The organism is Rhizobacter sp. LjRoot28 (genome assembly GCF_964253025.1).
Lineage (GTDB): Bacteria > Pseudomonadota > Gammaproteobacteria > Burkholderiales > Burkholderiaceae_C > Rhizobacter.
Genome location: NZ_CAXUQC020000001.1, coordinates 2,558,370 through 2,583,482, shown reverse-complemented (window position 1 = coordinate 2,583,482; position 25,113 = coordinate 2,558,370). Strand labels below are relative to the sequence as shown.

General features: G+C 68.7%; 23 protein-coding genes. 13 read left to right on the top strand and 10 right to left on the bottom strand.

The window, feature by feature from the left end; translation table 11 throughout:
- Positions 1-19 precede the first annotated feature (19 nt).
- The 5 genes from ACSQ2F_RS11770 to ACSQ2F_RS11750 all read left to right on the top strand — a co-directional run bounded on the left by ACSQ2F_RS11770 (position 20) and on the right by ACSQ2F_RS11750 (position 5,566).
- Positions 20-685 carry a DUF1624 domain-containing protein gene (locus tag ACSQ2F_RS11770; RefSeq protein WP_436026804.1) on the top strand — a complete coding sequence of 222 codons (666 nt, stop codon included), beginning with the start codon at positions 20-22 and terminating at the stop codon, positions 683-685.
- A gap of 187 nt (positions 686-872) precedes the next feature.
- Positions 873-3,692: a response regulator gene (locus tag ACSQ2F_RS11765; RefSeq protein ID WP_436022950.1), complete on the top strand. Its 2,820-nt coding sequence runs from the start codon at positions 873-875 to the stop codon at positions 3,690-3,692.
- A 4-nt stretch (positions 3,693-3,696) separates the two neighbouring features.
- Positions 3,697-4,059, top strand: a complete 363-nt coding sequence (locus ACSQ2F_RS11760) for a response regulator (RefSeq protein ID WP_436022948.1) — start codon at positions 3,697-3,699, stop codon at positions 4,057-4,059.
- Between the two features lie 49 nt (positions 4,060-4,108).
- A complete protein-coding gene (gene rlmB, locus ACSQ2F_RS11755; RefSeq protein ID WP_436022946.1) occupies positions 4,109-4,855 on the top strand; it encodes a 23S rRNA (guanosine(2251)-2'-O)-methyltransferase RlmB in 747 nt (248 codons plus the stop codon).
- A gap of 237 nt (positions 4,856-5,092) precedes the next feature.
- Positions 5,093-5,566 carry a hypothetical protein gene (locus ACSQ2F_RS11750; RefSeq protein ID WP_436022944.1) on the top strand — a complete coding sequence of 158 codons (474 nt, stop codon included), beginning with the start codon at positions 5,093-5,095 and terminating at the stop codon, positions 5,564-5,566.
- A gap of 19 nt (positions 5,567-5,585) precedes the next feature.
- Here the strand turns inward: ACSQ2F_RS11750 and ACSQ2F_RS11745 are convergent, their stop codons facing one another.
- From ACSQ2F_RS11745 to ACSQ2F_RS11730, 4 genes are read right to left on the bottom strand one after another with little or no spacing between them, the layout of a single operon-like run.
- A complete protein-coding gene (locus ACSQ2F_RS11745) occupies positions 5,586-6,137 on the bottom strand; it encodes a chromate transporter (RefSeq protein ID WP_436022942.1) in 552 nt (183 codons plus the stop codon).
- Positions 6,134-6,706 (bottom strand): chromate transporter, encoded by a 573-nt coding sequence (locus ACSQ2F_RS11740; protein ID WP_436022940.1) that lies wholly within the window; start codon positions 6,704-6,706, stop codon positions 6,134-6,136. Before ACSQ2F_RS11740 ends, ACSQ2F_RS11745 begins: the two co-directional genes overlap by 4 nt.
- Positions 6,699-7,910 (bottom strand): MFS transporter, encoded by a 1,212-nt coding sequence (locus ACSQ2F_RS11735; protein WP_436022938.1) that lies wholly within the window; start codon positions 7,908-7,910, stop codon positions 6,699-6,701. The genes ACSQ2F_RS11740 and ACSQ2F_RS11735 overlap by 8 nt, the downstream gene beginning before the upstream one ends.
- Complete coding sequence (locus ACSQ2F_RS11730) at positions 7,907-8,917, bottom strand: D-2-hydroxyacid dehydrogenase family protein (protein ID WP_436022936.1); 1,011 nt, start codon at positions 8,915-8,917, stop codon at positions 7,907-7,909. The genes ACSQ2F_RS11735 and ACSQ2F_RS11730 overlap by 4 nt, the downstream gene beginning before the upstream one ends.
- A gap of 98 nt (positions 8,918-9,015) precedes the next feature.
- Here ACSQ2F_RS11730 and ACSQ2F_RS11725 point away from each other — a divergent pair, with 98 nt between their 5' ends.
- Together ACSQ2F_RS11725 and ACSQ2F_RS11720 are read left to right on the top strand one after the other, a co-directional pair.
- A complete protein-coding gene (locus ACSQ2F_RS11725; protein WP_436022934.1) occupies positions 9,016-9,525 on the top strand; it encodes a DUF1993 domain-containing protein in 510 nt (169 codons plus the stop codon).
- A gap of 75 nt (positions 9,526-9,600) precedes the next feature.
- Positions 9,601-12,021, top strand: a complete 2,421-nt coding sequence (locus ACSQ2F_RS11720; protein ID WP_436022932.1) for a penicillin acylase family protein — start codon at positions 9,601-9,603, stop codon at positions 12,019-12,021.
- Positions 12,022-12,070: 49 nt separating this feature from the next.
- On the opposite strand, the gene mltB is transcribed toward ACSQ2F_RS11720, so the two are convergent.
- Genes mltB through ACSQ2F_RS11700 form a run of 4 tightly spaced genes read right to left on the bottom strand, consistent with a single transcriptional unit; the run spans position 12,071 to position 17,042 of the window.
- Positions 12,071-13,201 carry a lytic murein transglycosylase B gene (gene mltB, locus ACSQ2F_RS11715; RefSeq protein ID WP_436022930.1) on the bottom strand — a complete coding sequence of 377 codons (1,131 nt, stop codon included), beginning with the start codon at positions 13,199-13,201 and terminating at the stop codon, positions 12,071-12,073.
- 10 nt (positions 13,202-13,211) lie between these two features.
- Complete coding sequence (locus ACSQ2F_RS11710) at positions 13,212-15,257, bottom strand: transglutaminaseTgpA domain-containing protein (protein ID WP_436022928.1); 2,046 nt, start codon at positions 15,255-15,257, stop codon at positions 13,212-13,214.
- Positions 15,254-16,264: a DUF58 domain-containing protein gene (locus tag ACSQ2F_RS11705; RefSeq protein ID WP_436022926.1), complete on the bottom strand. Its 1,011-nt coding sequence runs from the start codon at positions 16,262-16,264 to the stop codon at positions 15,254-15,256. Before ACSQ2F_RS11705 ends, ACSQ2F_RS11710 begins: the two co-directional genes overlap by 4 nt.
- A 25-nt stretch (positions 16,265-16,289) precedes the next feature.
- Positions 16,290-17,042 carry a lipase secretion chaperone gene (locus tag ACSQ2F_RS11700; RefSeq protein ID WP_436022924.1) on the bottom strand — a complete coding sequence of 251 codons (753 nt, stop codon included), beginning with the start codon at positions 17,040-17,042 and terminating at the stop codon, positions 16,290-16,292.
- Positions 17,043-17,541: 499 nt separating this feature from the next.
- Between ACSQ2F_RS11700 and ACSQ2F_RS11695 the strand changes: the two genes are divergently transcribed.
- Positions 17,542-18,411: an alpha/beta hydrolase family protein gene (locus tag ACSQ2F_RS11695; protein ID WP_436022922.1), complete on the top strand. Its 870-nt coding sequence runs from the start codon at positions 17,542-17,544 to the stop codon at positions 18,409-18,411.
- Between the two features lie 151 nt (positions 18,412-18,562).
- On the opposite strand, the gene ACSQ2F_RS11690 is transcribed toward ACSQ2F_RS11695, so the two are convergent.
- Entirely contained in the window at positions 18,563-19,531 is a 969-nt protein-coding gene (locus ACSQ2F_RS11690; RefSeq protein WP_436022920.1) for a recombination-associated protein RdgC, read from the bottom strand.
- 73 nt (positions 19,532-19,604) lie between these two features.
- The gene (locus ACSQ2F_RS11685) at positions 19,605-20,534 is read right to left on the bottom strand and encodes an AAA family ATPase (RefSeq protein ID WP_436022918.1); all 930 of its coding nucleotides are present in this window, start codon (positions 20,532-20,534) and stop codon (positions 19,605-19,607) included.
- A 112-nt stretch (positions 20,535-20,646) separates the two neighbouring features.
- Between ACSQ2F_RS11685 and ACSQ2F_RS11680 the strand changes: the two genes are divergently transcribed.
- The 5 genes from ACSQ2F_RS11680 to ACSQ2F_RS11660 all read left to right on the top strand — a co-directional run bounded on the left by ACSQ2F_RS11680 (position 20,647) and on the right by ACSQ2F_RS11660 (position 25,103).
- A complete protein-coding gene (locus ACSQ2F_RS11680) occupies positions 20,647-21,582 on the top strand; it encodes a histone deacetylase family protein (protein ID WP_436022916.1) in 936 nt (311 codons plus the stop codon).
- A 64-nt stretch (positions 21,583-21,646) separates the two neighbouring features.
- Positions 21,647-22,921, top strand: coding sequence for a mechanosensitive ion channel family protein (locus ACSQ2F_RS11675; protein WP_436022914.1), 1,275 nt, complete (start codon positions 21,647-21,649; stop codon positions 22,919-22,921).
- Positions 22,922-23,112: 191 nt separating this feature from the next.
- Positions 23,113-23,607 (top strand): TlpA family protein disulfide reductase, encoded by a 495-nt coding sequence (locus ACSQ2F_RS11670; RefSeq protein WP_436022912.1) that lies wholly within the window; start codon positions 23,113-23,115, stop codon positions 23,605-23,607.
- Positions 23,608-23,710: 103 nt separating this feature from the next.
- Complete coding sequence (locus ACSQ2F_RS11665) at positions 23,711-23,929, top strand: DUF4266 domain-containing protein (RefSeq protein ID WP_436022910.1); 219 nt, start codon at positions 23,711-23,713, stop codon at positions 23,927-23,929.
- Positions 23,916-25,103 carry a DUF3570 domain-containing protein gene (locus tag ACSQ2F_RS11660; RefSeq protein ID WP_436022908.1) on the top strand — a complete coding sequence of 396 codons (1,188 nt, stop codon included), beginning with the start codon at positions 23,916-23,918 and terminating at the stop codon, positions 25,101-25,103. Before ACSQ2F_RS11665 ends, ACSQ2F_RS11660 begins: the two co-directional genes overlap by 14 nt.
- Positions 25,104-25,113: the final 10 nt, after the last annotated feature.

The following is a 25,113-nucleotide window of genomic DNA, read 5'->3' as shown; positions in this document are numbered from 1 at the left end:
CGGTATCGCGGTCGTGTGGATGGTGGTGTTCCATTTCTGCTTCGACCTGAACCACTTCCGGTTCATTCGCGAAGACTTCTACCGCGATCCCTTCTGGACCGGCCAGCGCACCGCCATCGTGTCGCTGTTCCTGTTCTGCGCCGGTCTCGGCCAGGCCGTTGCCTGGACGCAAGGGCAGCGGTGGCCGCGCTTCTGGCGCCGCTGGGCGCAGGTGGCGGCGTGTGCGCTCCTGGTGACGATCGGCTCGTGGTTCATCTTTCCGCGCAGCTTCATCACCTTCGGCGTGCTGCACGGCATCGCGGTGATGTTGATCATCGTGCGCGTCACCGCGCCGGCAGGCCGCTGGTTGTGGCTGCTCGGCCTGGCCGCCGTCCTGCTGCCGCAGGTCGTGCAGTCGCCATGGTTCGACACGCGCGCCACGCAGTGGATCGGGCTCGTCACGCGCAAGCCCGTGACCGAAGACTTCGTGCCCGTCCTCCCCTGGTTGGGCGTGATGTGGTGGGGCATGGCGGCAGGCCAATGGATACTGGCCCGTCGACCGCACTGGCTGAGCGGCAACGTGCCGCGACCGGGCGCGTGGCTTGCCATCGCGGGACGTTGGTCCTTGAGCGTCTACATGGTGCACCAGCCTCTCTTCTTCGGCCTGCTTGCCGGCTGGATCGCACTGCGCCAGGCCCTGGCCTGAGCGGCTCGCCCTCGGGACCTCCGGTGCCTTAGGGTCGACCGAGGTTCCCGGCGGCGCAGGCCTGTGTTAAACCTTGGATCATCCCGGCGCGACAAGGGAGCCGGCCCCAGACACCGAACCACGGTGCGGGTGCCGTGCAGTTGCACCGGGACCAGCTCGATCTCGGTCTGTCATCCTGGGAGCGTCGATGGGGCACCTGTCTGTACGTCAGTGGGCGTTGTTCGGCTTGTCGGCCGGCGCCGTGCTGATCCTCTCGCTGGCCGGGTTCGCCTGGAACTTCGCACAGCAGACGCTGACAGCTTCGAACTTCGTGAACCACACGCAGCAGGTGATCAGCGAGGTGACCACGCTGCAGTCCAACCTCGAACGCGCGGAGTCGGCTCATCGCGCCTTCATTCTCTCCCGACGCCCGTCCTTCGCGACCGATCGCGACGAAGCCCTGGCCGCCTTCGACACGAGCACGAGCAACGTGTCGCGGCTGACCGCCGACAACCCGGCCCAGCAAGACCGGTTGGCAGACTTGCGCAGGGCGATGATGGAGCGGCTCAACATCATCCGCGACACCGATCGCCTGCTGCGCAACGGCACGTCCTTCGATCCGGTCGCGCGGCTCGACGAAGGCCTGGCGGTGCTGCAGCGCGTTCGGCCCTTGCTCGCCGCCATGGTCGATGCAGAGCGGCGGCTGCTCGCTGATCGAGCCAACGTCGAGAACGAGCGGGCGACGGTGACCGGTGCGCTTTTCTCGACCTTGATCGTGCTGTTGCTGGTGTCGATGCCGATCATCTACTGGCGCGTGCGGCGCGACCTGCTGGCACGGCAGGCGGCCGAGCACCAGGTGCGGGTGACGCAGCGGCAGGAAGACCTGCATGCGCGCGCGCTCACCTTGTACAACGGCAAGCCGGACGAGGACACCGTCATCACCGGCACGTTGGAGGTGCTCTCCGGCAACCCGGCCTTCATCTGCTCGGCCTACTACGACCATGAGGAACTGGGTGGCGCGCTGCGATTGGTGGCCTCGCACGGCGCGCCGGACGATCTTCAACCCCTGGTCCGCAACGGTGAAGGGCCGCTCGGCATGGCGGCGCGCGACCAGAAGACCGTGGTCGTCAACAACCTGGACGACCCCTCGGGCCTGCGCATCGAGACCGGCCTGGCGCGCCTTGCCCCTGCGTCCCTGCTGTTCGTTCCCGTCGCTTTCCAGGGCAACCTGTGTGGCGTGCTCTCGCTGGCCACGGCCGGTCCGGTGCAGGACGGCGACCGCCGCTTCGTGGAGCGTCTGGCGGCCCAGTGGGGCGTCGCGCTACACAACCTCGCGCAGATGGCCGAGCTGAACCTGCTGGCCGACCAGCTGCGCGCCCGCGGCGAGGACATCCAGCTCAAGAACGCGGAACTCAGCAAGGCCGACCGCATGAAGAGCGAGTTCCTGGCCAACATGTCGCACGAGCTGCGCACGCCGCTCAACGCGGTCATCGGGTTCTCCGAGATCCTCAAGGACGGCATGGTGGGCGACCTCACCGCGGAGCAGACCGAGTACATCACGGACATCTTCACGAGCGGCAAGCACCTGCTCTCGCTGATCAACGACATCCTCGACTTGTCGAAGGTGGAGTCCGGCCACTCGCCGCTCGAGTTGGCGCCCCTCGAGGTCGCACAGCTGTCGAGCAGCGGCGTGTCGGTAATGCGCGAGAAGGCCGGGACCCAGAGCGTTCGCTTGCGAGCCGTGTGCCCGCCGGACCTGGGCAGCGTGATGGTCGACCCGCGCAAGGCCAAGCAGATCGTCTACAACCTGCTCGCCAATGCCGTGAAATTCACACCTGAAGGCGGGCACGTCACCCTGACGATGTCGAGGGTGACCGCGGCGCAGGTCCGCATGGCGACCGAGCACCGTCACGCCCGGGTGTTCGCGCCCCCCGAGATCGACCGGCATTCGGCGTACCTCATGATCAGCGTCGCCGACACGGGCATCGGCATCCAGCCCAGTGACCTCGAAAGGCTCTTCCAGCCCTTCGTGCAGATCGACTCCAGCTTGTCCCGCAAGTTCGCGGGCACCGGACTCGGCCTCATGATGGTCAAGCGCCTGGCGGAGCTGCACGGCGGTGGCGTCATGGTGACCAGCGAACCCGGCCAGGGCTCCACCTTCACGGTCTGGCTGCCATGGCGCGTGCCGACTTCCGAGCAGGTCGCGGCGGTCCCCGACGTCACCGGCCGCGCCATCGTGATGGCGCAACCTGAGCCTGCGCCGCCTCGCGAGGCACAGCGGGTGCTGGTCGTGGAAGACGACCCCCGTGCCGGCACGTTTATCGTCGGCCTGCTCGAAAAGGAGGGCTACGCCGTCGAGCTGGTGCGGACGGCGGAGGAGGGCCTCATCCTCGCCCGCCAGCACACGCCAGCCGTGATCGTGCTCGACATCATCCTGCCGGGCGCCGACGGCTGGGACATGCTGGGCAAGCTCAAGGAGCATGCCGACACGCGCAATGTGCCGGTGGTGATCGTGTCGATCACTGACGAACGTCGCCGCGGGTTCGCAATGGGGGCATCACAAGTGCTGACCAAGCCCGTGAACCCGGACGACCTGCTGGCGGCGGTTGCGTCGGTCGACCTCAACGGGCAGCGCCCCGGAGCGCGAGTCCTGGTGGTGGACGACGATCCCAAGGCCGTCACGCTGGTCAGCAAGCACCTCGAACTGGCCGGCTTTCATCCGGTGGGTGCCTACGGTGGCGCAGAAGCGCTCGACCTGGCGCGTGGGGAACGGCCGGCCTTGATCGTGCTCGACCTGATGATGCCCAGCGTGTCCGGCTTCGATGTCGTGCGGGCGCTGCGAGCCGACCCCCAGACTTCCGAAATTCCGGTCATCGTGCTCACCGCGAAACTGCTGACCCTGGAGGACCGCGCGATGCTGTCCGGCCGGGTTCAGCAGGTGCTCGAGAAATCCGATTTCCTGCCTTCCAGCTTGCTGGCTGAAGTGAAACGCGCACTGGCCAGGCAGCGCACAACCCCGACGGAGTGACACCATGGCGAAGCTGCTCGTGGTCGAAGACAACCCACAGAACCTGAAGCTCGCACAACTGCTCCTGCAGCGGGCCGGACATGAAGTGCTGACCGCGACCGACGGCGAGGCCGGTTTGATGCAAGCCCGCCAGGGGCGGCCTGACATGGTGTTGATGGACGTCCAGATGCCCGGACTCGACGGCCTGCAGGTCACCCGCCAGCTCAAGGCCGACCCCGCCACGGCCCACATCAAGGTCATCGCGCTCACGGCGTTGGCGATGAAGGGCGATGCAGAGCGCATTCTCCAGGCCGGTTGCGACGCTTACCTTGCCAAGCCGTTCCAGTACGCGGAGTTGGTCGCCGTGGTCGACAAAGTGCTGACCTGAAGCCGAGCCGAAGGCGGTTCCCCACGGGCGCACCGGCTACCATGCCGGCATGAGCAACAAGATCCTCTTCGGCTTCCATGCCGTCACGGTGCGCTTGAAGACCGCGCCGAAGTCCGTCACGGAAATCCACTTCGACGCCAGCCGGCGCGACCAGCGCATGCGCCAGTTCCTGGAGCGCGCGCGCGAGGCCGGCGTCCGGCTGGTCGACAGTGACGATGACCGTCTCCAGAAGCTGTGCGGCACGCACCGCCACCAGGGGGTGGCCGCCCGCGTCGAGGCGGTCGCGATGAGCCACTCGCTGGACGATACGCTCGATGCGGTCGAGGCCGTGCCCTTGCTCCTGGTCCTCGATGGCATCACCGACCCGCACAACCTCGGCGCCTGCCTGCGAGTGGCCGATGGTGCCGGTGCGCACGCGGTGATCGCCCCGAAGGATCATGCCGTGGGCGTGAACGCCACCGTGGCGAAGGTTGCCAGCGGTGCGGCCGAAACGGTGCCGTACTTCATGGTCACCAACCTGGCCCGTACCCTGAACGAGCTCAAGGAGCGTGACATTCGCATCATCGGCACGTCCGACCAGGCGACACGCTCGCTCTTCGACGTGGACCTGAGCGGCCCGGTGGCGCTGGTGCTGGGCGCCGAGGGCAGCGGCATGCGGCAGCTCACCACCAAGACCTGCGACGAACTCGTCCACCTGCCGATGCTCGGCGCGGTGGAAAGCCTCAACGTGTCCGTGGCCAGCGGCATCTGCCTCTACGAAGCCCTGCGGCAGCGGAGGCGGCCGGAATCGGATTGAAGACAATCCCCCAGATTGCCCGGGGGAATGCTGCCAACGATTCGTCGAGGACCGGGGCGGGAGCGTGTGACGGCTGCTGCGATGCAACAGGGTAGGGGCCCCGCCGCCGCGGCTGTTCCGTCTGCAGGCACGCCAGCCCCTAGGATACAAAATATTACATTGGCTGCGCCGAGCGGCGCTTGATCGGCTCCTGCGCCCCGAGTACGGTGCGTACCTCAGCGTGCGAAGGAGCTCTCGATGAAGAATCCGTTTCGCTTCTGGATGACCGGCGGGGCCGCGATGATCCTCACTGCGCTCAGCGGTGGAGCGCGGGCCCTGGGCGTGGAGGACCGGCATGTCCACACGCGGGTCAGCCGCTACAGCGTGGAGGAAACCGTCTCCCGCATCGAGGCCACGGCGCTTCGACACGGCCTGCCCGTCATGGCACGCCTCCACCAGGGGCACCCGGCGCGCGCGCCACGCGATCCCAGCGAACGTCGGCTCATCATCGTGCTCGAGTCCTCCCAGGGCGGCACGCCGGTGTCCATGGACGATGACACGGGGCCGCCCGCGCTGCTGCTGAGTGTGGTGGTGCGGCGCGGGGTCGGCGGCGACACCGAGGTCTGGTACGCCGACAGCGCCTTCGAGCAGTGCCCCGACGGCATGACGCCGGAAGTCCAGAACGACCTGGCCGACCTCCCTCGTGTGGTGGACGAGGCGCTGGCCGCCTGACGCGGCGCTCGGGGGCGTCTCAGGCGTAGCCCAGCGCCCCGACCACGGCGCCGGCCGCCACGAGCCACATCGGACTCAGCCGGGTGCGTGCCATCACGACGGCCGACACCGCGACCAGACCGATGGCGCCGGGATGTTCCAGCGCGGGCTGGGCCAATACCCAGCCGGTGGCCAGCAGCAGCCCGAGGGTGAGCGGCGCCATGCCGACCGTGAAGGCCCGCACGCCACGGGTTTCCTTGCGAGAGCGCCCCCATCGCGTGGCCCACAGGGCCAGGGTGGTCGACGGCAGCATGATGCCCGTCATGGCGGCCAGCGCGCCCGCCAGGCCGGCCACGTTGTAGCCCAGCACGGCCACGAAGAGCACATTCGGACCCGGCGCGGCCTGGGCCAGCGCTACCGACGCCGTGAACTGCTCATGGCTCAGCCAGTGCTGCTCGCTCACGAGGTAGCGGTGCATGTCGGGCGCGGTGGTGATGGCGCCCCCCACGGCCAGCAGGCTGAGCACCAGGAAATGCAGGAAGAGCGGCAGCAGGTCGGCGGCCGTGAATGCGGCGGTGGTCACGGCAGTCATGGCGCGAGGCGCCACCAGGCGATGGCCACGGCGATCGGGCCCAGCCCGAGCACCACCCAGGCGAGCGGCCATTTGAGGACGGCCACCATCAGCAGCGTGAGGGCGCCAAGAACCAGGCACAGCGGCAACCCCAGGGCATTCCTGCGCAGTGTTCCAACCAGCTTGAGCGCCGTCGCCAGCACGAGCCCTGCAGACACCGCACCCATGCCGCGCAAGGCGCCGCTCACCTGGGGGTGGTCAGCGAACTGGCCGTACAGGACGGCGAGCAGCAGCATCAGCACGAGGGGCAGGGCGAGCATGCCGGCCAGCGCCGAGGCGGCCCCGCGCAGGCCGAAGAACCGGTCGCCGATCATCATGGAGAGGTTGACCACGTTCGGGCCGGGCAGCACCTGTCCGACCGACAGCATCTCCATGAACTCTTCGCGGGTGAGCCAGCGTTCGCGCTCGACCAGTTCCTGCTGCGCGACGGCCAGCACGCCGCCAAAGCCCTGCAATGCCGTTCGGGTGAAGACCCAGAACAGGTGACTGCAGGACCGTGGCGCCTGCAGCGGGAGGGCGGTGTCAGGCACGTCCACCCCGGCGTCCGAGTTCGCGGTGTGCCCAGACGCTGAGGCCGAGTGCCGCGGTGATCCACAACAACCCGAGCCAGTGCAGCTGGGCATAGCTGTCCTGTGGCGTGGCGCCCGCGGCCACGTTGGAGGCCACCAGGGCGCCGCCCCCGGCCGCGCCGATGGCCTGGCCAAGGTAGATCGCCGAGGTGTTGAGGGCCATCAGGGCCGAGGCGAACTGCGGCGCCGCGCCGCCCAGCCGGGCTTGCTGGGCCGAGTTGGAGGCGAATCCGCCCAGACCCCATGGCACCATGATGGCCGCCATCAGGGGCAGCGTGATGGCCAGCGGCCAGAGCAACAGGCTCAGCCCCATGAGCGCCAGCGAGCCGGCCACGATGCGGTCCGCGCCCAGCCGGTCGATGTAGCGCGACAGCAGCAGGTTGCCCAGGAGGCCGAAGGCGCCGAACCAGAAGAACAGGCCGCTCGTCTGGGCCGCGTCGGCCTGCAGCACCTGCCGGTAGTAAGGGGCGAGGTAGGCGAACACGCTGAACTGGCCCGCACTCGTGAGGGCCGTGACGGCGATGATGGCCATCAGCACGGGGTGGGTGAACACCTCGCGCCAGGCGGCCAGCTTCATGGCGGGCAACTCCAGGCCCGCCGGCATCACGCGCCATACCCACCAGGCGGCACCCGTGGACAGCACGGCCACCAGCCCGAAGGCCCAGCGCCAGCCGTAGGCTTCGCCGATGAAGCTGTGCACGGGCATGCCCACCACCGAAGCGACCGACCAGCCGAGAAAGATGAAGATGATGGAGCGGCCCCGTTCCTCGGGCGGCGCGACGTGTCCCATGACGGCAGCCGCCTGCGGGGTGAAGACGGCGGCCGACAGCATGCACAGCGCGCGCACCGGCATGAGCAGCGAGTAATTGGGCGCCAGGGCGCTCAGCAGGTGGCCGGCGGCGTACCAGGCCAGGGCGAAGGTGAGAAGGCGGCGCCGATCCCAGCCGCCGACGACGGCTGCCATGACGGGCGCGCCGATGCACATGACGATCGCCGCCGCGGCAATGAGTTGCCCGCCCAGCGCGACGCTCACCTCCAGCGAACGGATCAGGTCATTGAGCGAGCCGGCCACCACCATCACGCCGCAGCCGATGGTGAAGTTGCCGAACATGAGCGCCCAGCGGGCCTGTGAGACCCGCTGGTGGGCCGAGGCCGCGGCGCTCATCCGCGCATCACCTTCAGCGCCTCCGGGTTGACGATGTGGGTCGGGTTGCCGTTGATGAAGTTGACGACGTTCTCGAACGCCGCGTTGAAGTACACCTCGTAGCTGGTCTGCTCGACGTAACCGATGTGCGGCGTGCACACCGCATTTTCGAGTCGCAGCAGCGGATGGCCCTGCAGGATGGGTTCGCTCTCGAAGACGTCGACGGCGGCCATGCCCGGGCGGCCACGGTTCAGGGCCGACACCAGCGCACCTTCCTCGATGAGCTCCGCCCGCGAGGTGTTGACCAGCAGGGCGGTCGGTTTCATGCGGGAGAGGTCTTCCGGCTTGACGATGGCGCGGGTGCCGTCTTCCAGGCGCAGGTGCAGCGACAGCACGTCGCAGGTCTCGAAGAACGCCTCGCGCGACGGCGCCGTGCCATAGCCGTCGGCCTGGGCGCGATGGCAGGACGCTTCGCTGCCCCAGACGATCACCTCCATGCCGAACGCGCGGCCGTACGAGGCCACCAGCTGGCCGATGCGCCCGTAGCCCCAGATGCCGAGCGTCTTGCCGCGCAGCACCGTGCCGATGCCGAAGTTGGGCGGCATGGAGGCCGACTTGAGGCCGGATTGTTGCCAGGCGCCGTGCTTGAGGTTGCCGATGTACTGCGGCAGCCGCCGCATGGACGCCATGATGAGCGCCCAGGTCAGTTCGGCCGGAGCCACCGGGGAGCCCACGCCTTCGGCGACCGCGATGCCCAGCCGCGTGCAGGTCTCCAGGTCGATGTGCGGGCCGACCCGGCCGGTCTGGGCGATCAGCTTGAGCTTCGGCAGTTTCTCGAGCAGCTGCCGGGGAAACTGGGTCCGTTCCCGGATGAGCACGAGCACCTCGGCGTCCCGAAGGCGCACCGACAGCTGGCCGATGCCCTTCACCGTGTTGGTGAAGACCTTGGCGTTCAGGTGCTCGAGGTGCGCCGCGCACTTGAGCTTGCGCACGGCGTCTTGGTAGTCGTCGAGGATGATGATGTTCACGGGGCTTCTGGCGTTGGGACTGCTGTCGTGATTGTGCACGTTGTGCAGGACGGGGCCGGGCGAAGTAGCATCGGCCCTCACATCCATCCGGAGAACCCATGCCCATCTCGATGTACTCCGCCAGCGTGCCCCTGTTCACCCACATGTTCGGCAACCTTGCCCAATGGCTGGACCGTGCCGAGGCGCATGCCGCCGAGCGCAAGTTCGACACATCCGTGCTGATGGCCGCCCGGCTGGCGCCCGACATGCTGCCCTTCGTGAAGCAGATCCAGATCGCCTGCGACGGCCCGAAATTCTGCGTCGCCCGGCTGGCGGGCATCCAGGCCCCGAGCTTCGCCGACGACGAGACCAGCTTCGCGCAGCTGCGCGAACGGATCGCCCGCACCGCCGAGTTCGTTCAAGGCGTCCGCCCGGACCAGATCGACGGCACCGAGGACAAGGAAGTCACCATTCCGCGCCGGGACGGCAGCTTCACCATGAAGGGCGAGGCCTACCTCAAGCACTTCGTGCTGCCGAACTTCTATTTCCACCTGACCACCGCCTACGGGCTGTTGCGCCACAACGGCGTGCCGCTCGGCAAGCCGGATTTCCTCGGCCGAATCGCCTGACGCAAGCGGCGCCGCGCGGGCGACAATCGGCCGCGCCCGATCGGGAGGCGCGTCGCAGGCGCAAGGGAGACGCGAATGCTGAGATGGCTGCGCCGCATGGCGTTGTGGGGACTGGCCCTGCTGGTGCTGGCAGCGCTTTCACTTTCGGTCTACGCGTGGCGCGTGCTCCCTCGCACCGATGGCGTGCTGCGGGTACCGGGCCCGGTAGCCGACATCACCATCGAGCGCGACGCCGACGGCATTCCGACCATCCGCGGCCAGTCGCGCGACGACGTGCTGTTCGGCCTGGGTTTCGCCCATGCCCAGGACCGCCTCTGGCAGCTCGAGACGCACCGCCGCATCGGCTCCGGCCGGCTGGCCGAGGCCTTTGGCGAACCGGCACTCGACACCGATCGCTTCCTGCGTGCCCTGGGTGTGCGCCGGGCGGCCGAGGCGCAGTGGGCGCATTCGGGCCCCGACGCGCGTGCCGCCGTCCTGGCCTACACCGCCGGCATCAATGCCTTTCTGCAGCGGGGGCTGCAGGCGCGGCCGCCCGAATTCGTGCTGCTCGGCCTGCAGCCCGCGGCCTGGACCCCGCAGGACACCATCGCCTGGACCACCATGATGGCCTGGGACCTCGGCGGCAACTGGAACGCCGAACTGCTGCGCATGCGACTGGCACTGACGCTGCCGGTGGAACGCATCAATCAGCTGTTGCCGCCGTACCCGGGCGAGCAGCCCCTCGCCACCGCCGACTACGCGGCCCTGATGCGCGGCCTGCAGGTGGACGGCCGCCTGGCCCAGGCGGCTGTTCGGGCGGCGCCGCCGTCGGGCATCGATGGCGTCGGATCCAACAACTGGGTGGTCCACGGCTCGCGCACCGTCACCGGCAAGCCGCTGTTGGCCAACGACCCGCACCTGAAGCTGAGCGCGCCCGCGCTGTGGTACTTCGCGCGCCTGGAGGCGCCCGGATTCAAGGTCGCCGGTGCCACCATGCCTGGGTTGCCCATGGTCGTCCTCGGGCAGAACCAGCGCATTGCCTGGGGCTTCACGAACACCGCGCCCGACGTGCAGGACCTGTACCTCGAGCGCGTGCATCCCGGCGACCCGATGCAGTACCAGACGCCGACCGGCTGGGCGCGCTTCGAGACCGCGCAGGAAACGATCCGGGTGCGGGGCCAGCCTGATGTTCCCGTGACCGTGAGGAGCACCCGCCACGGGCCGGTGATCTCCGACGCCGGCGGCCCCACTGACGGCCTGACGGGCCCTGCCACCGGGGGCTACGCCATTGCCATGCGCTGGACGGCGCTCGACCCCGACGTGCGGTCCATCGACACCGGGCTTGCCCTCAACACCGCGGAGTCGGTGGGCAGCTTCCTCGAGATCGCCCGGCGCTACGTGGCGCCGATGCAGAACATGGTCGTGGCCGATGTCGACGGCCGCATCGCCATGGTCGCGGCCGGTCGGGTGCCGCTGCGCGGACCCGACCACGACCTCAAGGGACTGGTGCCGGCCCCCGGCTGGGAGACGCGCTACGACTGGACGGGCTTTCTCGACCCGGCGCTCACCCCACGCGACATCGATCCGCCGCGCGGCTTCGTGGCCACGGCGAACCAGCGGGTACATGGCCCGGAGTACCCGCACTTCATCACCAGCGAATGGACGGTGCCCTACCGCCACGCCCGCATCGTCGAGCTCCTGGCCTCTCGCGAGCGCCATGACCTGGACAGCCTGCGCGCCATCCAGGCCGACGAGTGGTCTGGCGCCACGGCCCGACTGCTGCCGCTGCTGCGCAGCGTCCGCAGCACGCACCCGCTCGCAGAGGCGGCCCGCCACGAGATCGCCGCGTTCGACGCCACGATGTCCGCCGACAAGGCGGCGCCACTCATCTTCTGGGCCTGGGCACGCCACCTGACTGCTGCGGTGTTCGCCGACGAGGTCGGGCAGCCGCTGTTCGAAGTGCAGCTCGGCACGCGCACGTTCCGCGAGGCGCTGGAAGCGGTGCTGCTGCGGCACGACGCCTGGTGGTGCGACGACAAGGTCACCGGGCCGGCCGAGACCTGCGCCCAGCAGATCGACCGGGCGTTCGAGAAGGCGCTCGAAGAGCTGCAATCGCGCCATGGCAGCGATGTCGCCACCTGGCGCTGGGGCGATGCCCACGAGGCTCGCTCGGAGCACCGGCCGTTCAGCAAGGTCGCGGCCCTCGCATGGCTGTTCGAGACCCGCGTGCCGGTGGGCGGCGACACCTACACCGTCAACGTCTCCAAGGTGCGGATGCGGCCCGATCCCGTGACCGGCGCGCTCTACGTCTCGGAGCATGGCGCATCGTTCCGGGGGCTGTACGACCTGGCGGACCCTGCTCGCTCGCGGATCATGCTGTCCACCGGCCAGTCCGGCAACGTCTTCTCGCCCCGCTATCGCAGCTTCGTCGAACCGTGGGCACAAGTGCGCGACGTTCCGCTCTGGCCGGCGTCCGTCAGCGACGAGCGGCTTGTGCTGAGCCCGGAGGCGCCGTAGGAACGCCGGCCGTTGCGACGTCCCCGGGGCACGGTCCAGGCCACGGTCGTCAGCGGTCGGTATGTCGCAGTCGCGCGATGGTCTCGCCGAGTTCGATTACCGCGAGCGCGTAATAGCTCGACCAGTTGTAGCGCGTGACCGCATAGAAATTCGCGGTGCCGGCCACATAGCTTGGGGCGGCATCGCCGTTCTGCAGTTCGACGAGGGCGAGCTTGCCCTCGTGTGCCTGACCTGCAGGCTCGAGCACGGCGCCGCGGGCGGCGAATTCCTGGGCGGAGAAGGTGGGCAGGATGTCGGGGCCCAGCAGGGCGGCCCGGTCCACCGAATCGACGGGTGGACTCACCACGTAGCGGGTGGGCTGTCCGCGTTGCCAGCCGGCCTCGGCCAGGAAGTGGGCGACGCTGCCGATGGCATCGGCCGGGCTGTGGTTCATGTCGATGCGCCCATCACCATCGAAGTCGACGGCGAACTTGTTCCAGCTGCTCGGCATGAACTGGCCCATGCCCATGGCGCCGGCGTAGCTGCCCTTGGGGGCGAGCGGGTCCAGGCCTTCACTGTGGGCCATCACGAAGAACTGCTCGAGCTCGTCGCGGAAGAAGGCACTGCGGTCACGGCGACCGGAAGGGAAATCGAACGACAGGGTGGCCAGCGCGTCGATGACGCGGAAGGTTCCCATGTGACGGCCGTAGATGCTCTCCACGCCGATCACGCCGACGATGATCTCCGCCGGCACGCCGTACATCGCCTGTGCCCGGACGAGCCACCGCTCATGCTCGCGCCAGAACGCCGTGCCGGCACGCAGGCGCACCGGTTCGATGAAGCGGGCGCGATAGGCGGCCCAGTTCTTGGCCGTGCCGGCAGGCGGCGGCATGATGAATCGGGCCACGCTGGGCACGTAGCGCGACTCCGCCAGATGGCGCTGGACCCACTGGACGTCGAGCCCCCGCCGCGCGGCGAGCTCGGCACCGAAGCGCATGACGTCCTCGCGCTGGCCGTAGGTGACGACGTCGGGCGCGCTGTCGTCGCGCACGGGAACGGCGGAACGGGTGGTCGGGGTGGCCGATGCGGGCGGCACGCTCGGGGGCGCGCCGGTTTGTGCGGCGGCAGGCAGCGCCAGCAACGCGAAGCCGAGCCCGTGGGCCAGGGCGAGAACGGGGTAAGAAGCGCGTGGAAATCGCATGGATGGATTATCAGGTGATGGGGCCGGCAGAACGCAGGCGGCGCGATGCGCCCCGCAGCGCCGAAAGCCAGGCGCTCGACGGCCGGGTGATGGCGGATGGGCCGTAGCGCTCGCGCTCCAGATTCAGCAGCAACCGGGCAAGCGGCTCGCCCGCGTCGCCGAAGCGCTGTCCCACGAGCATGGCCAACTGCCGCGGCGTGTCATGCAGCGCCGCCTCGATGCCGAGCGGGCGCAGCAGGGCAGCGATCGCCAGGGCCTGGCGGCGCCACGGGTCCTGGCGCTGGCGGTCCCACCAGGCCCAGGCGGCGCCGGCGAGGCTCAAGCCGGTGAGCACGAGCACCAGCAACCGGGCCAGGTCCTGCCAGCTCGGCGCCGTGAAGCCGAGGCGGGACAGCAGGTCGAGCTGCTGTCCGCGTGCATAGTTCAGCACCCACTGGTTCCACCGGTTGTCGACCGACTCCCACAGCGCGCGCAGCCGCGCACTGAGCTCCGGGCTGACGGTGTCGATGGCGCCGCTCATCAATCCCGGTGGCGGCCGCAGGTTGCGGCTGCTGAAGATGCGTTCGGGTGCCACCGCCGCGGTGGGGTCCGCCCGGGTCCAGCCTCGTGCCGGGTGCCAGTACTCCGCCCAGGCGTGGGCCTGGCTTTGCCGGACGATGTGAAAGCCGTCGACCACCGTGGGGTCGGTTCCCTGAAAGCCGGTCACGATGCGAGCCGGCACGCCAAGCTCCCTCAGGATGACGACATAGGTGGCAGCGAAGTGTTCACAGAAGCCCTCGCGACGGTCGAGCCAGAACTCATCGATGGCGGCCGCGGGATCCACTTCGCCGTAAGCCCCCGGCGCGAGGGTGTAGGTGTAGCCGCTGCTGCGGATGTGCTGCATCACGGCGGCGCTGAGGGCGGCCGCATCGGCGCGCGCCAGTGCCGGCTGTGCCCGCAGTTCCCGCGCCCAGGCACGCGTGCGCGGCGCCACCGACTCGGGCAACCGCAGCGCCTCGGCGTTGGCGGCCTGGGACAGGCCGTCGGCGTCGAGGCGAAAGTTCGGGTACGCCGTCGTTGCAAAGCGAATACGCTCTCGCACCGGACGGTTGGTGGCCCAGCCGAGGTCCTCGCGCCGGCGCGTCCACAGGCCGTCGAGCCGTGGCAACGCGGGCGTCGCATCGAGGAGTGCCAGCACCGGCAGGCGTGACGGTTCGAGCGTGACCTCGTAGCGCACGCCCTGGCCGTTCACGACCAGCCCCTCGTCGCGCGGCGGCAACGGGTAGTCGGTGTTGAGAGGCGACCAGACGCGGCCGTCGAAGCGCGTGAGCACGGGCCCGCGGAAATAGAGCTGGCTCGGCGCCGGGGCGCCGTCAGGGAACCGGAGGCGCATGGCAATGCGGTCGTCGGTGGCGATCTCCGCCACCGAGCCGAAGCTGAGTTCGTTGGAGAGCCCGGTGGTCGCGAGCGCGTCCTGCGGCACGCCCCACAACGGGCCCATCCGCGGGAACAGCAGGAACAGCAGCACCATGACCGGTGCACCGAGCGCCGCGGTGCGCAACGCCAGCGCTCCCGCCTGTCGCAGCGGCGGGCGGCCCACGGGCATGTGCGCCAGCACCAGCGCGGTGAGCATGCCCCATACCGAGCCCAGCATGGCAAAGGCCACCAACAGGGACTGCGAATAGAGGAAATGCGTGAGCACGAGGAAGAAGCCGAGGAAGAAGACCACGAACGCATCGCGCCGGGCGCGCAGTTCGAGGGTCTTCAGGGCCATCAGGACCACGGCCATGGTGACCCCGGGCTCCTTGCCGAGCAGGGTGCGGAAGGACAACAAGGTGCAGGCGGTGGCCACGACGAGCACCGCCACCGGCAGCCAGCGTCCGGGCAACGGCGAGTTGGTGGCGGCGAGCCAGGCGCGCCACATCAGCACGGTGGCGGTGAGGAGGGAGCACCACAGCGGCAGATGGCCCACGTGCGGCAGCACCGTCCAGGCAATGACGACCAGGAGGAACAGCGTGTCACGCGCCTCGCGCGGCAAGTGGCGAAGACCGCGCCAGCGGGGAAGGGTCGTCGTCATTGCCACAGGGCCAGCCCTTCCAGGCAGCGGCGCTGGTGCGCGTCGCCCACGTCGGGTTCGATCTGCAGCCCGGGAAGGCGCAGGCCGTGCGGCGTGCCGGCACGCTCGGCAACCAGCAGCCAGGCTGCAAGTCGCGAGAGCCTGGACTCCGGCGGCAAGCCGGCACACTGGTCCCACTCCAGCCACAGGTCCTGCTGGGCGACCGCGCTCGTGTCGCGGCTGACCAGCTCACCACCGGTTTCCAGCTGGCGGGCAGCCTTCTTCCAGAGCACGAGCTTGAGCGGATCGCCGCGGCGGTAGCCGCGCACGCCTTCCACCTCGCCGCCGTCGGATGCGCGCCGGGCGGTGGACTTGCCGTGTCCCGCTGCCCGCCTCACCGGCAAGGGCGCGGCCGGGTGCTCAGGGGCGGGGTAGGCCAGGACGCGCGCGGCCGGCCGCCATACCGCCCAGGCGCGGAAGAGGCCGAGCGGGAAACGGGTCTCGGCCACCAGGGCGGGAACCGGGTGAAGGCCGCGCGTCGGCGGCACGAAGCTCACCTGGGCGTGGGCGTGCCCGCCGGCCTCGACGTCAGTCCAGGTCAGGCCTTGGGCCGGCTGCGACTCCACGCGAAGGCCGATGCCGAAGCGGGCCCGGCCGGTGTTGCCCAGGGTGACGTCCAGCACCGCGGGCGTTCCGGTGAACACCGGCTGCGGCGAGCGAAGCTGCAGCGTCAGGCCGCGCAGGGTGCTGTGCGTCAGGTGCATCGACACCACGCCGCTGCCTGTCAGGAGGAAGGTGAGGATGTAGCCCAGGTTGAGCTGGTAGTTGATCGAGGCCAGGAGCAGCACGATCAAGGTGGCGCCGAACATCAGTCCCGCCCCCGTGGGGAGGATGTAGATGTTGCCCTGGGTCAGCAGTTGGGTGTCGGTGCAGGGCAGGCGCTGCAGCCACCAGGCGCGAAAGCGCTGGCGGATGGCGGCAAACGGGTGGAGCAGGGGAAAGAGGCGGGCACTCGGGGCAGACGGCATCGGCGAATCGTACTGCCCCGCAGACTCACTGCGTCGGGGACGACGGCGGCTCGGCGGGCAATTCCGGGATGGAATTGCGTTGTGCTTCGGGCACGGTGGCGCGCAGGGCGTCGAGCTGCTCCTTCTTCTGGGCGTGGGTGAGGTTCGGATCCATCTGGATCAGGGCCGCGTCCAGCACGGTCCGCGACAGCCTGTTCTGGTCGCCGAACATCGCGTCGACCGCCTGCGGTTCGAAGCTGCGATGCTGGATGCCCTCCATGCGCGCGATGAGCGCGTCAGCTTCCGCCCGGGTGGTCGGAATGCCCATTTGCATGACCTCCTCTCGCATGGCGGTGTTGTAGGTGCGGTAGCCGCGGAAGAGGTTGATGGCCTTCTCGGCCTCCTCGCGGGGCAGGCCTTCGCGCAGCTTGTTCTCGAGCTTGGCGATGTCGTCCGGCGTCGGATTCTCGCCGAGGAGGGTGTGCAGGCGATCGAGCGCGGTCACGGTGCCGGGATCGATGACCAGGCCGCCGGCATAGCCCAGGTCGAACACCCGGGCGGGGTCCTCGGCAGGGGCAGGTGGGAGGTCGGCGCCCATGCCGGGCAGGCCGAGCGGACGCGCCGGCGCGTTGACCTGTGCGGTGGGGGTGGCAGGCGTCGGAGGCGCCGATGGCACGGCCGGGCGATCTCCGAGCGCGCCGCCCGACGACAGCCAGATGATGGCCGCGATGCCGGCCAAGCCGGCCGCGACGGCGAGGGCCAGCGGCAGCCGCCTCGACTTGTTGGTGACGATCAGCATGGTTTGTCTCTTCCGTTCTCGTGAGGAGGCGCCTTCGTTGGGCGCTTGCCGTGAAGAATAAGGCACCGGGCCGGTTTGCGCAGTCGGGTTCGCCCTCGCGGTCGCTGCGCCCCTCGAAGCCGGTCGAGGCTTGCCCGACAGCCGAACGGGGCGAATGATATTCACGCGTCAAAACGGTCTGACAGACAGAACATAATCACCGCGACGACAGGTCTGTCAGGCAGAACATATTCACGCGCATATACCTGAAGGCAAAGTGCTTACCCTCGGAGTGCACGAAATTCCATGGGTTTTGCAGGGGTGAAGCGTGTACCGGTTTGAATACTCAAGCGGGTTCGTAGGGAAACTTCCAATTCTTTTGGATCGCCGATCTGGGAATATCCACTCCGGTCGACGGAGGCGCATGGACCTTGATTCATCAAGGTCCGGGACAAGCCCCTGCGGCCGGCCCAGGCGAATGCCCGGGTCGGAAATCATTCCATCCATAACAGGAGACACCATGTTCAAGAAGTTCCGCGTTGCGGCGGTTGCCGCCGCATTGCTCACCACGGCCTCTGCCTTCGCCCAGTACGCCAAGGGTCCGGACCCGACCGCATCGGCCCTCGAGCGCGCAGGCACCTTTGCCACTCGCACCGTCGACGTCTCCAGGCTTTCCGCATCCGGTTTCGGTGGCGGCCGCATCTGGTATCCCACCACCGCGGGCAAGTACGGCGTCGTCGCCGTGTCGCCGGGCTTCACCGGCTCCGCCTCCACGATGTACTTCTGGGGCGAACGCCTCTCCTCGCATGGCTTCGTGGTGATCGTCATCGAGACGAACTCCCTGTACGACCAGCCGGGAAGCCGCGCCACGCAGCTCATGGCCGGCCTGAACCACGTGGTCACGCAAGGCAACCGCAGCACCAGCCCGCTGTACGGCAAGGTCGACGGCACCCGCCGCGCCGTGGCCGGCCACTCGATGGGCGGTGGAGGTACCCTCATCGCTGCAGCCGACAACCCGTCGCTGAAGGCAGCCATTCCGATGGCACCGTGGAACACCTCGTCGCTGGCCTTCCGCAGCATCAGCGTGCCGACCTTCATCTTCGCCTGCCAGAACGACGCCATCGCAGGGGTCTCCTCGCACGCAAGCCCGTTCTACAACGCGATCCCGTCCAGCACCAAGAAGAACTACGTCGAGATGCGCGGCGACGATCACTTCTGCGTGATGAACGGCGGCGGGCACTACGAGACCCTGGGCAAGCTGGGCATCTCGTGGGTGAAGCGCTTTGTCGACAACGACACCCGCTACAGCACCTTCCTGTGCGGTGCGGAGTACAACGCGACGGTCAACACGACCGAGGTGTCCGACCGCCGCAACACCTGCCCGTACTGATCACCGCGGCCTCCGGCTTGCGCTGGAGGCCGGTGCACCCTCGCCGGGGTGCGCAGCGATGGTCGCGGGCAGATGGCGCGCATGACGCCATCGCCAGCAGCAAAGCAAAAGGCCACCCTCGGGTGGCCTTTTCTTTGGTCGGCGAGGTCGCTCAGGCCGCGAGCTTGTCCGGGCGCGCCGGCGCCGTGGCCGTGCTGGTGACGGCAGCCAGGGTGCTGTCCTGCTCGCCGCCGAGCGCGGCCAGCAGGTCGGGGATCAGCTGGCGCAGCTCGCCGGTGCTGATGGCAACGTCGGCGTCGAAGCCGTCGTCGTCCTTGCTGGCGTTGGCAGAGGTCTTCTCGTCGGTGACAACGTCGAGGAGCTTGATCTTCTTGATGGCCATGCCTTCGGTGAGCATGAACGACACCCGGTCGGACCAGGTCATGGCCAGCTGAGTGGGCAGCTTGCCCTGCTTGATGTGCTCGCCGACCTCGTCGATGTCGAGGGTGTGGCGGGCGTAGCGGACGGCGGACTTCTCGCTGTCAGGTTGCTTGAGCTCGCACTCGCGGTCGACGGTGAAGCCCGCCGGCGCCTCCTTCGACTGCAGCCACTCGGCCATGGCCGTGGCCGGGGCGACCTGGGTCTGCACGAGGCGCAGCACGATGCCGCCGCCGAGGGTTTCGACCAGCAGGGTGATGATGCGGTCGGCCCCCTTGACGCTGCCTGCGTTCACGATCACGAAGCCGGCCTGCGGGTCGATCCAGATGAGGTGTGAGCCGCGCTTGGGAAACGCACGCGGAAGCAGCTCCTGGAGGACCTCTTCCTTGATTTCCTTGGCTGCCTTCCCCTTGGGACGGCGACCGGTCTCCTGCTCGATCTTGTCGAGCCGCTCCTCCAGCCGGCTTTTCACGGCCGAGCCCGGCACCGCCTTGCGCTCGACGGCCAGGCGCAGGATGAGCTGGCCACCGATGCTCTCCATCAGGGACGTGTGCTTGTCGCCGCGAGGCTGCACCCAACCGGCGGACTCGGGCTGCGTGGCGCTGCACGCCATGAAGCGCCCGGCCGCGAGGCGGTCTTCGATCTGGTCGAGGGACGAAGCGTCCCATTGGGAGATGCGGTAGATGAGGACGTTCTTGAACATGGGGAAACTTCGGAGCAGGGCGCGAATTGTAGGCGCCGCCCTCGCTGGGCAGCGCCTTCAGACCGCGCGGGATTCAGGGCAGGGCGACGGCTTCGAGCATGGCGCGCACTTGTTCACGGGGACCACGGCCGGCACCGGCCACCGGCACCAGGCGGTGCGCGACGGTCTGTGGGAGGATGGCTTGCACGTCGTCGGGCGCGACGTAGTCGCGCTGGTCGAGCAACGCGATGGCCTTGGCCGCCCGCAGGATCGCGATGCCGGCGCGCGGGCTGAGCCCGTCGACGAACCATTTGCCACTGCGGGTGGCGGCGATGAGCGACTGCAGGTAGTCGAGCAAGGCATCGGAGGCGTGGACCTTGAGCACCTCCTGCTGGGCCGCCACCAGTTCCTCGGGGGTCATGACGGGCTGCAGGGCATGGATGGCCTCGCGCCGGTCGGTGCCGGCGAGCAGCGCGCGCTCGCTGGCCTGGTCGGGGTAGCCGAGCGTGAGGCACATCAGGAAGCGGTCGAGCTGCGACTCGGGCAAGGGGTAGGTGCCGAGCTGGTCGGTGGGGTTCTGGGTGGCGATCACGAAGAAGGGCACCGGCAGGGGACGGGTTTCGCCCTCGACGGTGACCTGGTGCTCTTCCATCGCCTCGAGCAGCGCGCTCTGGGTCTTGGGCCCGGCCCGGTTGATCTCGTCGGCGAGCAGCACCTGCGCGAAGACGGGCCCCGGGTGGAAGACGAAGCCTTCCTTGCTGCGCTCGTAGATGCTCACGCCGACCAGGTCGGACGGCATCAGGTCGGCGGTGAACTGGGTGCGTGAAAAGCGCAGGCCGAGCGACACGGACAAGGCGTGGGCGAGGGTGGTCTTGCCGACCCCCGGCACGTCCTCGATCAGCAGGTGGCCGCCGGCCAACAGGCAGGCCACACAGTCGCGTATGTGCGGACGTTTGCCGACGATGATCGTGCTAATCTGGTCGATAAGCCCGATGAGGCGCGGCGCAAGATCGGGATTCACCATGTGACCGGGCCCTCGGCCGCCGAAGCCGGCGGACAATGTGGACTGCAACTACTGAAGGCGTCTGGGTGTGTCATGCCGCGCACCTTACCCGAAACCGCAACACGAGACACGCATGGCAACCGCCTATTACAGCCACCCCGAATGCGCCGGTCATGACATGGGCCGCGGCCATCCGGAGTGCCCGGAGCGGCTCGGCGCCATCAGCGATTTTCTCCTGGCCAGCGGCCTCGACGTCGCCCTGGAGCACCGTGAGGCGCCGCTCGTCGACCTGTCCGACGTGGCGCTTGCCCATGACAACGGCTACATCGCCGAGTTGCGCGACATGCTGTCGCAGATCGAAGCGGCGGGAGAGTCCCGGGCGGTCGACCCCGACACCGTGGCAGCGCCGGGCACGTGGCGCGCCGTCCAGCGGGCCGCCGGTGCGGCCGTGGCTGCCACCGACGCGGTGATCGACGGCGAGGTGAGCAACGCCTTCTGCGCGGTGCGCCCGCCCGGCCACCATGCCACGCGCCACGAAACCATGGGGTTCTGCTTCTTCAACAACGTGGCGGTCGCCGCGCGGCATGCGCTCGACCGCCGGGGGCTGAAGCGGGTCGCCATCGTCGACTTCGACGTGCACCACGGCAACGGCACGGAAGACATCGTGGCGGGCGACGACCGCATCCTGATGGTGAGCATCTTCCAGCACCCGCTGTATCCCGGCAGCGGCGGTGTGCCGCTCGGCCCCAACATGGTCAACGTGCCCGTGCCGCCCTACACCCGGGGCGACGAGATCCGCGAGATGATCGAGGCCATGTGGATGCCTCGCCTCGAAGCCTTCAAGCCGCAGATGGTGTTCATCTCCGCCGGCTTCGATGGTCACCGCGAAGACGACCTGGGTCAGCTCGGCCTCGTCGAGGCGGACTACGAGTGGATGACCCGCCGCATCAAGGAAGTGGCCGATCGGCATGCCGGGGGGCGCATCGTCTCCTGTCTCGAAGGTGGCTATGACCTGAGCGCCCTGTCGCGCAGCGTGGCCACCCACCTGCGGGTGCTCGCCGACCTCTGACCCTCGCCCGCCTTGCTGCCCCGGGCGCGCGTGATCCGGGGATGTCTTCCTGCCTGCCGCTTTCATGAACTTCGACGACCTTCACATCCTGCTGCGCCAACTCACCTCGCCGTCGGCGCTCATGGGCGCTGCGGTGCTGGCCGCCTGCCTGCTCGGCTCCTGGCTCGTCTGCAAGGGGCTTCGCCGCATCGTGAGGTTCGAGGGGTCGGTGCTGTTCGGGCGCAAGACCGTGGATGGCGTGTTGTTCCCGGTGCTGGCCCTCGTGTTCGCCCTGCTTGCGCAGTACCTGCTCGTCGGCGTGGTGCTGAAGGGCGCGGTGTTCAAGGTCGCCATTCCGATTCTCAGCTCGCTGGTGGCCATCCGCCTGCTGGTGCGAGTGCTGTCCCACGCCTTCCCGCAATCGGAATGGGCGCGTGCGTTCGAGCGGACGGTGTCGTGGCTGGCGTGGATCGTTGCCGTGCTGTGGATCACGGGCGTGATGCCCGCCGTGCTGGACGAACTCGACAAGGTCTACCTGAAGATCGGCGGCGCCAACGTGTCGGTGCGCACCATGATCGAAGGCTCGCTGACGGCCGCCGTGGTCATGGTCCTGGCGCTCTGGGTGTCCGCCTCGATCGAAAAGAAGCTGGTGCGCGGCACCGGCAACGACCTCTCCCTTCGCAAGGTCGTGGCCAACGTGGTGCGCGCGGTGCTGCTCTTCATCGGCCTCATCTTCGCCATGTCGGCGGTGGGCATCAACCTGACTGCGCTGAGCGTGCTCGGGGGCGCCGCCGGCGTGGGCATCGGCTTCGGCCTGCAGAAGATCGCGGCCAACTACGTCAGCGGCTTCGTCATCCTGGCCGAGCGCAGCCTGCGCATCGGCGACATGGTGAAGGTGGACAACTTCGAGGGCCGCATCACCGACATCCGGACGCGCTACACCGTGATCCGGGCCACCAACGGGCGCGAGGCCATCGTGCCCAACGAGATGCTGATCGTGCAGCGCGTGGAGAACGCATCCCTCGCCACGGCCGAGTCCCAGGTGCTCATCTCGGTGGTCCTGCAGGTGGCGTACGGCACCGACGTGCGGGCCCTGGGCCCGAAGCTCGAAGCCGCGTTGGCCGGAAACCCGCGCGTGCTCAAGCCCTTCGTGCAGTTGAGCAACTTCGTCGCCAACGGCATGGAGTTGACCATCCGCTACTGGCTCACCGACCCGAACAACGATCAGGACCGGGTCAAGGCCGAGGTCAACCTCGCCATCCTCGACGCGCTCACCTCGGAGAAGGTGGAGTTCCCCGGGCCGCAGCGCGTGTTGCTGCAGACCCGCCAGGCCCGCGGCGAGGACGACCGCACCGGCTGAACCGGTTCGCCGGTGACAATTCCCGGCACCCGGTCCGACCATTTCTGTGCGCCTGCGCCGGTGAAGGCGGCAGCGCGCCACGCGCGCCAGCCTGGCAAGCCTCCTGCTATGTACGAACCATGGGGCCTCGCGGCCCTCGGGACGTAAGGGAAGGTATCGCAATGGAAGTCAGGCGCAGGGAACGGTGGGCGGTGGCAGTCGTCGCCTTGACCTTGGCATTGGCCGGCATGGCCACGGCATTCCGCGCTCAGGCGGTGGAGTCCGGCCAAGCCGCACCCGCAATCGAACTGCCAGGAAGCAAGGGGCCTGTGAGCCTGGCGCCACTGCAGGGCAAGCTCGTCTACCTCGACTTCTGGGCGTCGTGGTGCGGGCCGTGCCGCCAGTCCTTCCCCTGGATGAACGACATGCAGGCCCGCTATGGCGAACGGGGTCTGCAGGTCGTGGCCGTCAACCTGGATGCCAAGCGCGCGGATGGGGAGAAGTTCCTCGCGCAGGTGCCGGCCTCCTTCCCGGTGGGCTTCGACCCGACGGGTGAGACCGCACGGCGCTACGCCCTCAAGGGCATGCCCAGTTCGGTGCTGATCGGGCCGGACGGCCGGGTCGTACGGGTGCACGAAGGGTTTCGGCCCGAACAACGGCAAGCGCTCGAAGCGGCCATCGTGGCGGCGCTGCCGCCGGTGCGCTGACGGGACGTCCTGACTCACCCCCAGGCAGACCGCACGGCACACGATTTCGCGCACGACACACGACACACAACACAGAGCACTGCTCAAGGCTCCGGGGAACAACATGAAACTCGTGTCGATTTCGGCGTTGCTGGTCCTGATCCTCGCCGGCTGTTCGGCGTTCACGCCGCCGCAGCCCTGGGAGAAGGGCGCGCTGGCCAAGCCGGCGATGTCCATGGGTGGCGACGCCCTGGAGCAACGCAACGCGTTGCACATCTACGCCAGCAAGGAGAACGCCAGCGGCGGCGCCGGGGTGGGCGGGGGTGGCTGTGGCTGCAACTGAGCGGCTGGCGTGGCGCCGCTTCGGTTCGGTGGTGGCCGCGGCGCTCAGCCTGCCGGGGGTGCTGCCGTCCGTTGCGCGGGCGGAGACCGCGCCCGACAAGGGCTCGGTGTCACTCAAGTACCTGTACTACAAGGACTTTCAAGAGACGAAGGCCACGTACCCGAACGAGCCACGGCCGACCGGCGAGCGCTTCGACCGCATCACCGTCAAGGCCCCCTCGGTGCAGGTCATGGCGCCGGTCGGCAGCGACTGGACCCTCGAAGCCGGTGGCACCGTGGATGACGTGTCGGGCGCGACGCCTCGCTACTACAGCTCCGTCTCGGGCGCGACGCAGGCCCCGGGCGGAATGAAGGATCGGCGTGAAGCCGGTGACGTCAAGGTCACCCGCCACTTCCACCGCGGCGCCGTGGCGGTCGGCGTCGCCCGTTCCCACGAGAACGACTATGACTCCAACGCCGCAGCGCTGGAGGGCCGCGTGTCCAGCGAGGACAACAACACCACCTGGCATGCGGGTGTCGGCGTCGCGCGCGACAAGATCGGCTCCAGCAACGACCCGTCGCTCGCGGCCAGGCGCCGGACGAACGAAGCCATGGTGGGAATGACCCGGGTGCTGAGCACCAATGACGTGGTGCAACTGAACGTTGCCTACCGCCACGGCCGTGGTCATTTCAACGATCCCTACAAGTCGGGCGACCGCCGGCCGGACCTGCGGCGCCAGGGCACCGTGCTGGCGCGCTGGAACCACCATGTGCCGTCGCTCGGCAGCACGGTGCGCGGCAGCTACCGCTTCTACAAGGACAGCTTCGGCGTCACCGGCCACACCGCCGAGGCGGTCTGGGTTCAGCCGGTGGCCGACCTCTGGTCGCTGGCCCCTTCGCTGCGCTACCACTCACAGGGAGCGGCGCGCTTCTATTGCGATCCGTCCCCGGATCCGACCGTCTTCCCGGCCTGTCCGGGCACGCCGGTCTACAGCACCACCGACCACCGCATGTCGGCCTTCGGGGCGTTCACCCTCGGCGTGAAGGTGGCCGTGCAGCTGCACGACTGGACGGGCGACCTGAAGTACGAGCGCTACACGCAGAAATCCGACTGGCGGCTGGGCGGCAAGGGCTCGCCGGGTGTCGACACCCTGCATGCCGACATCGTGCAGGTGGGCGTGAGCAAGGCGTTTTGAACTCGCCGGC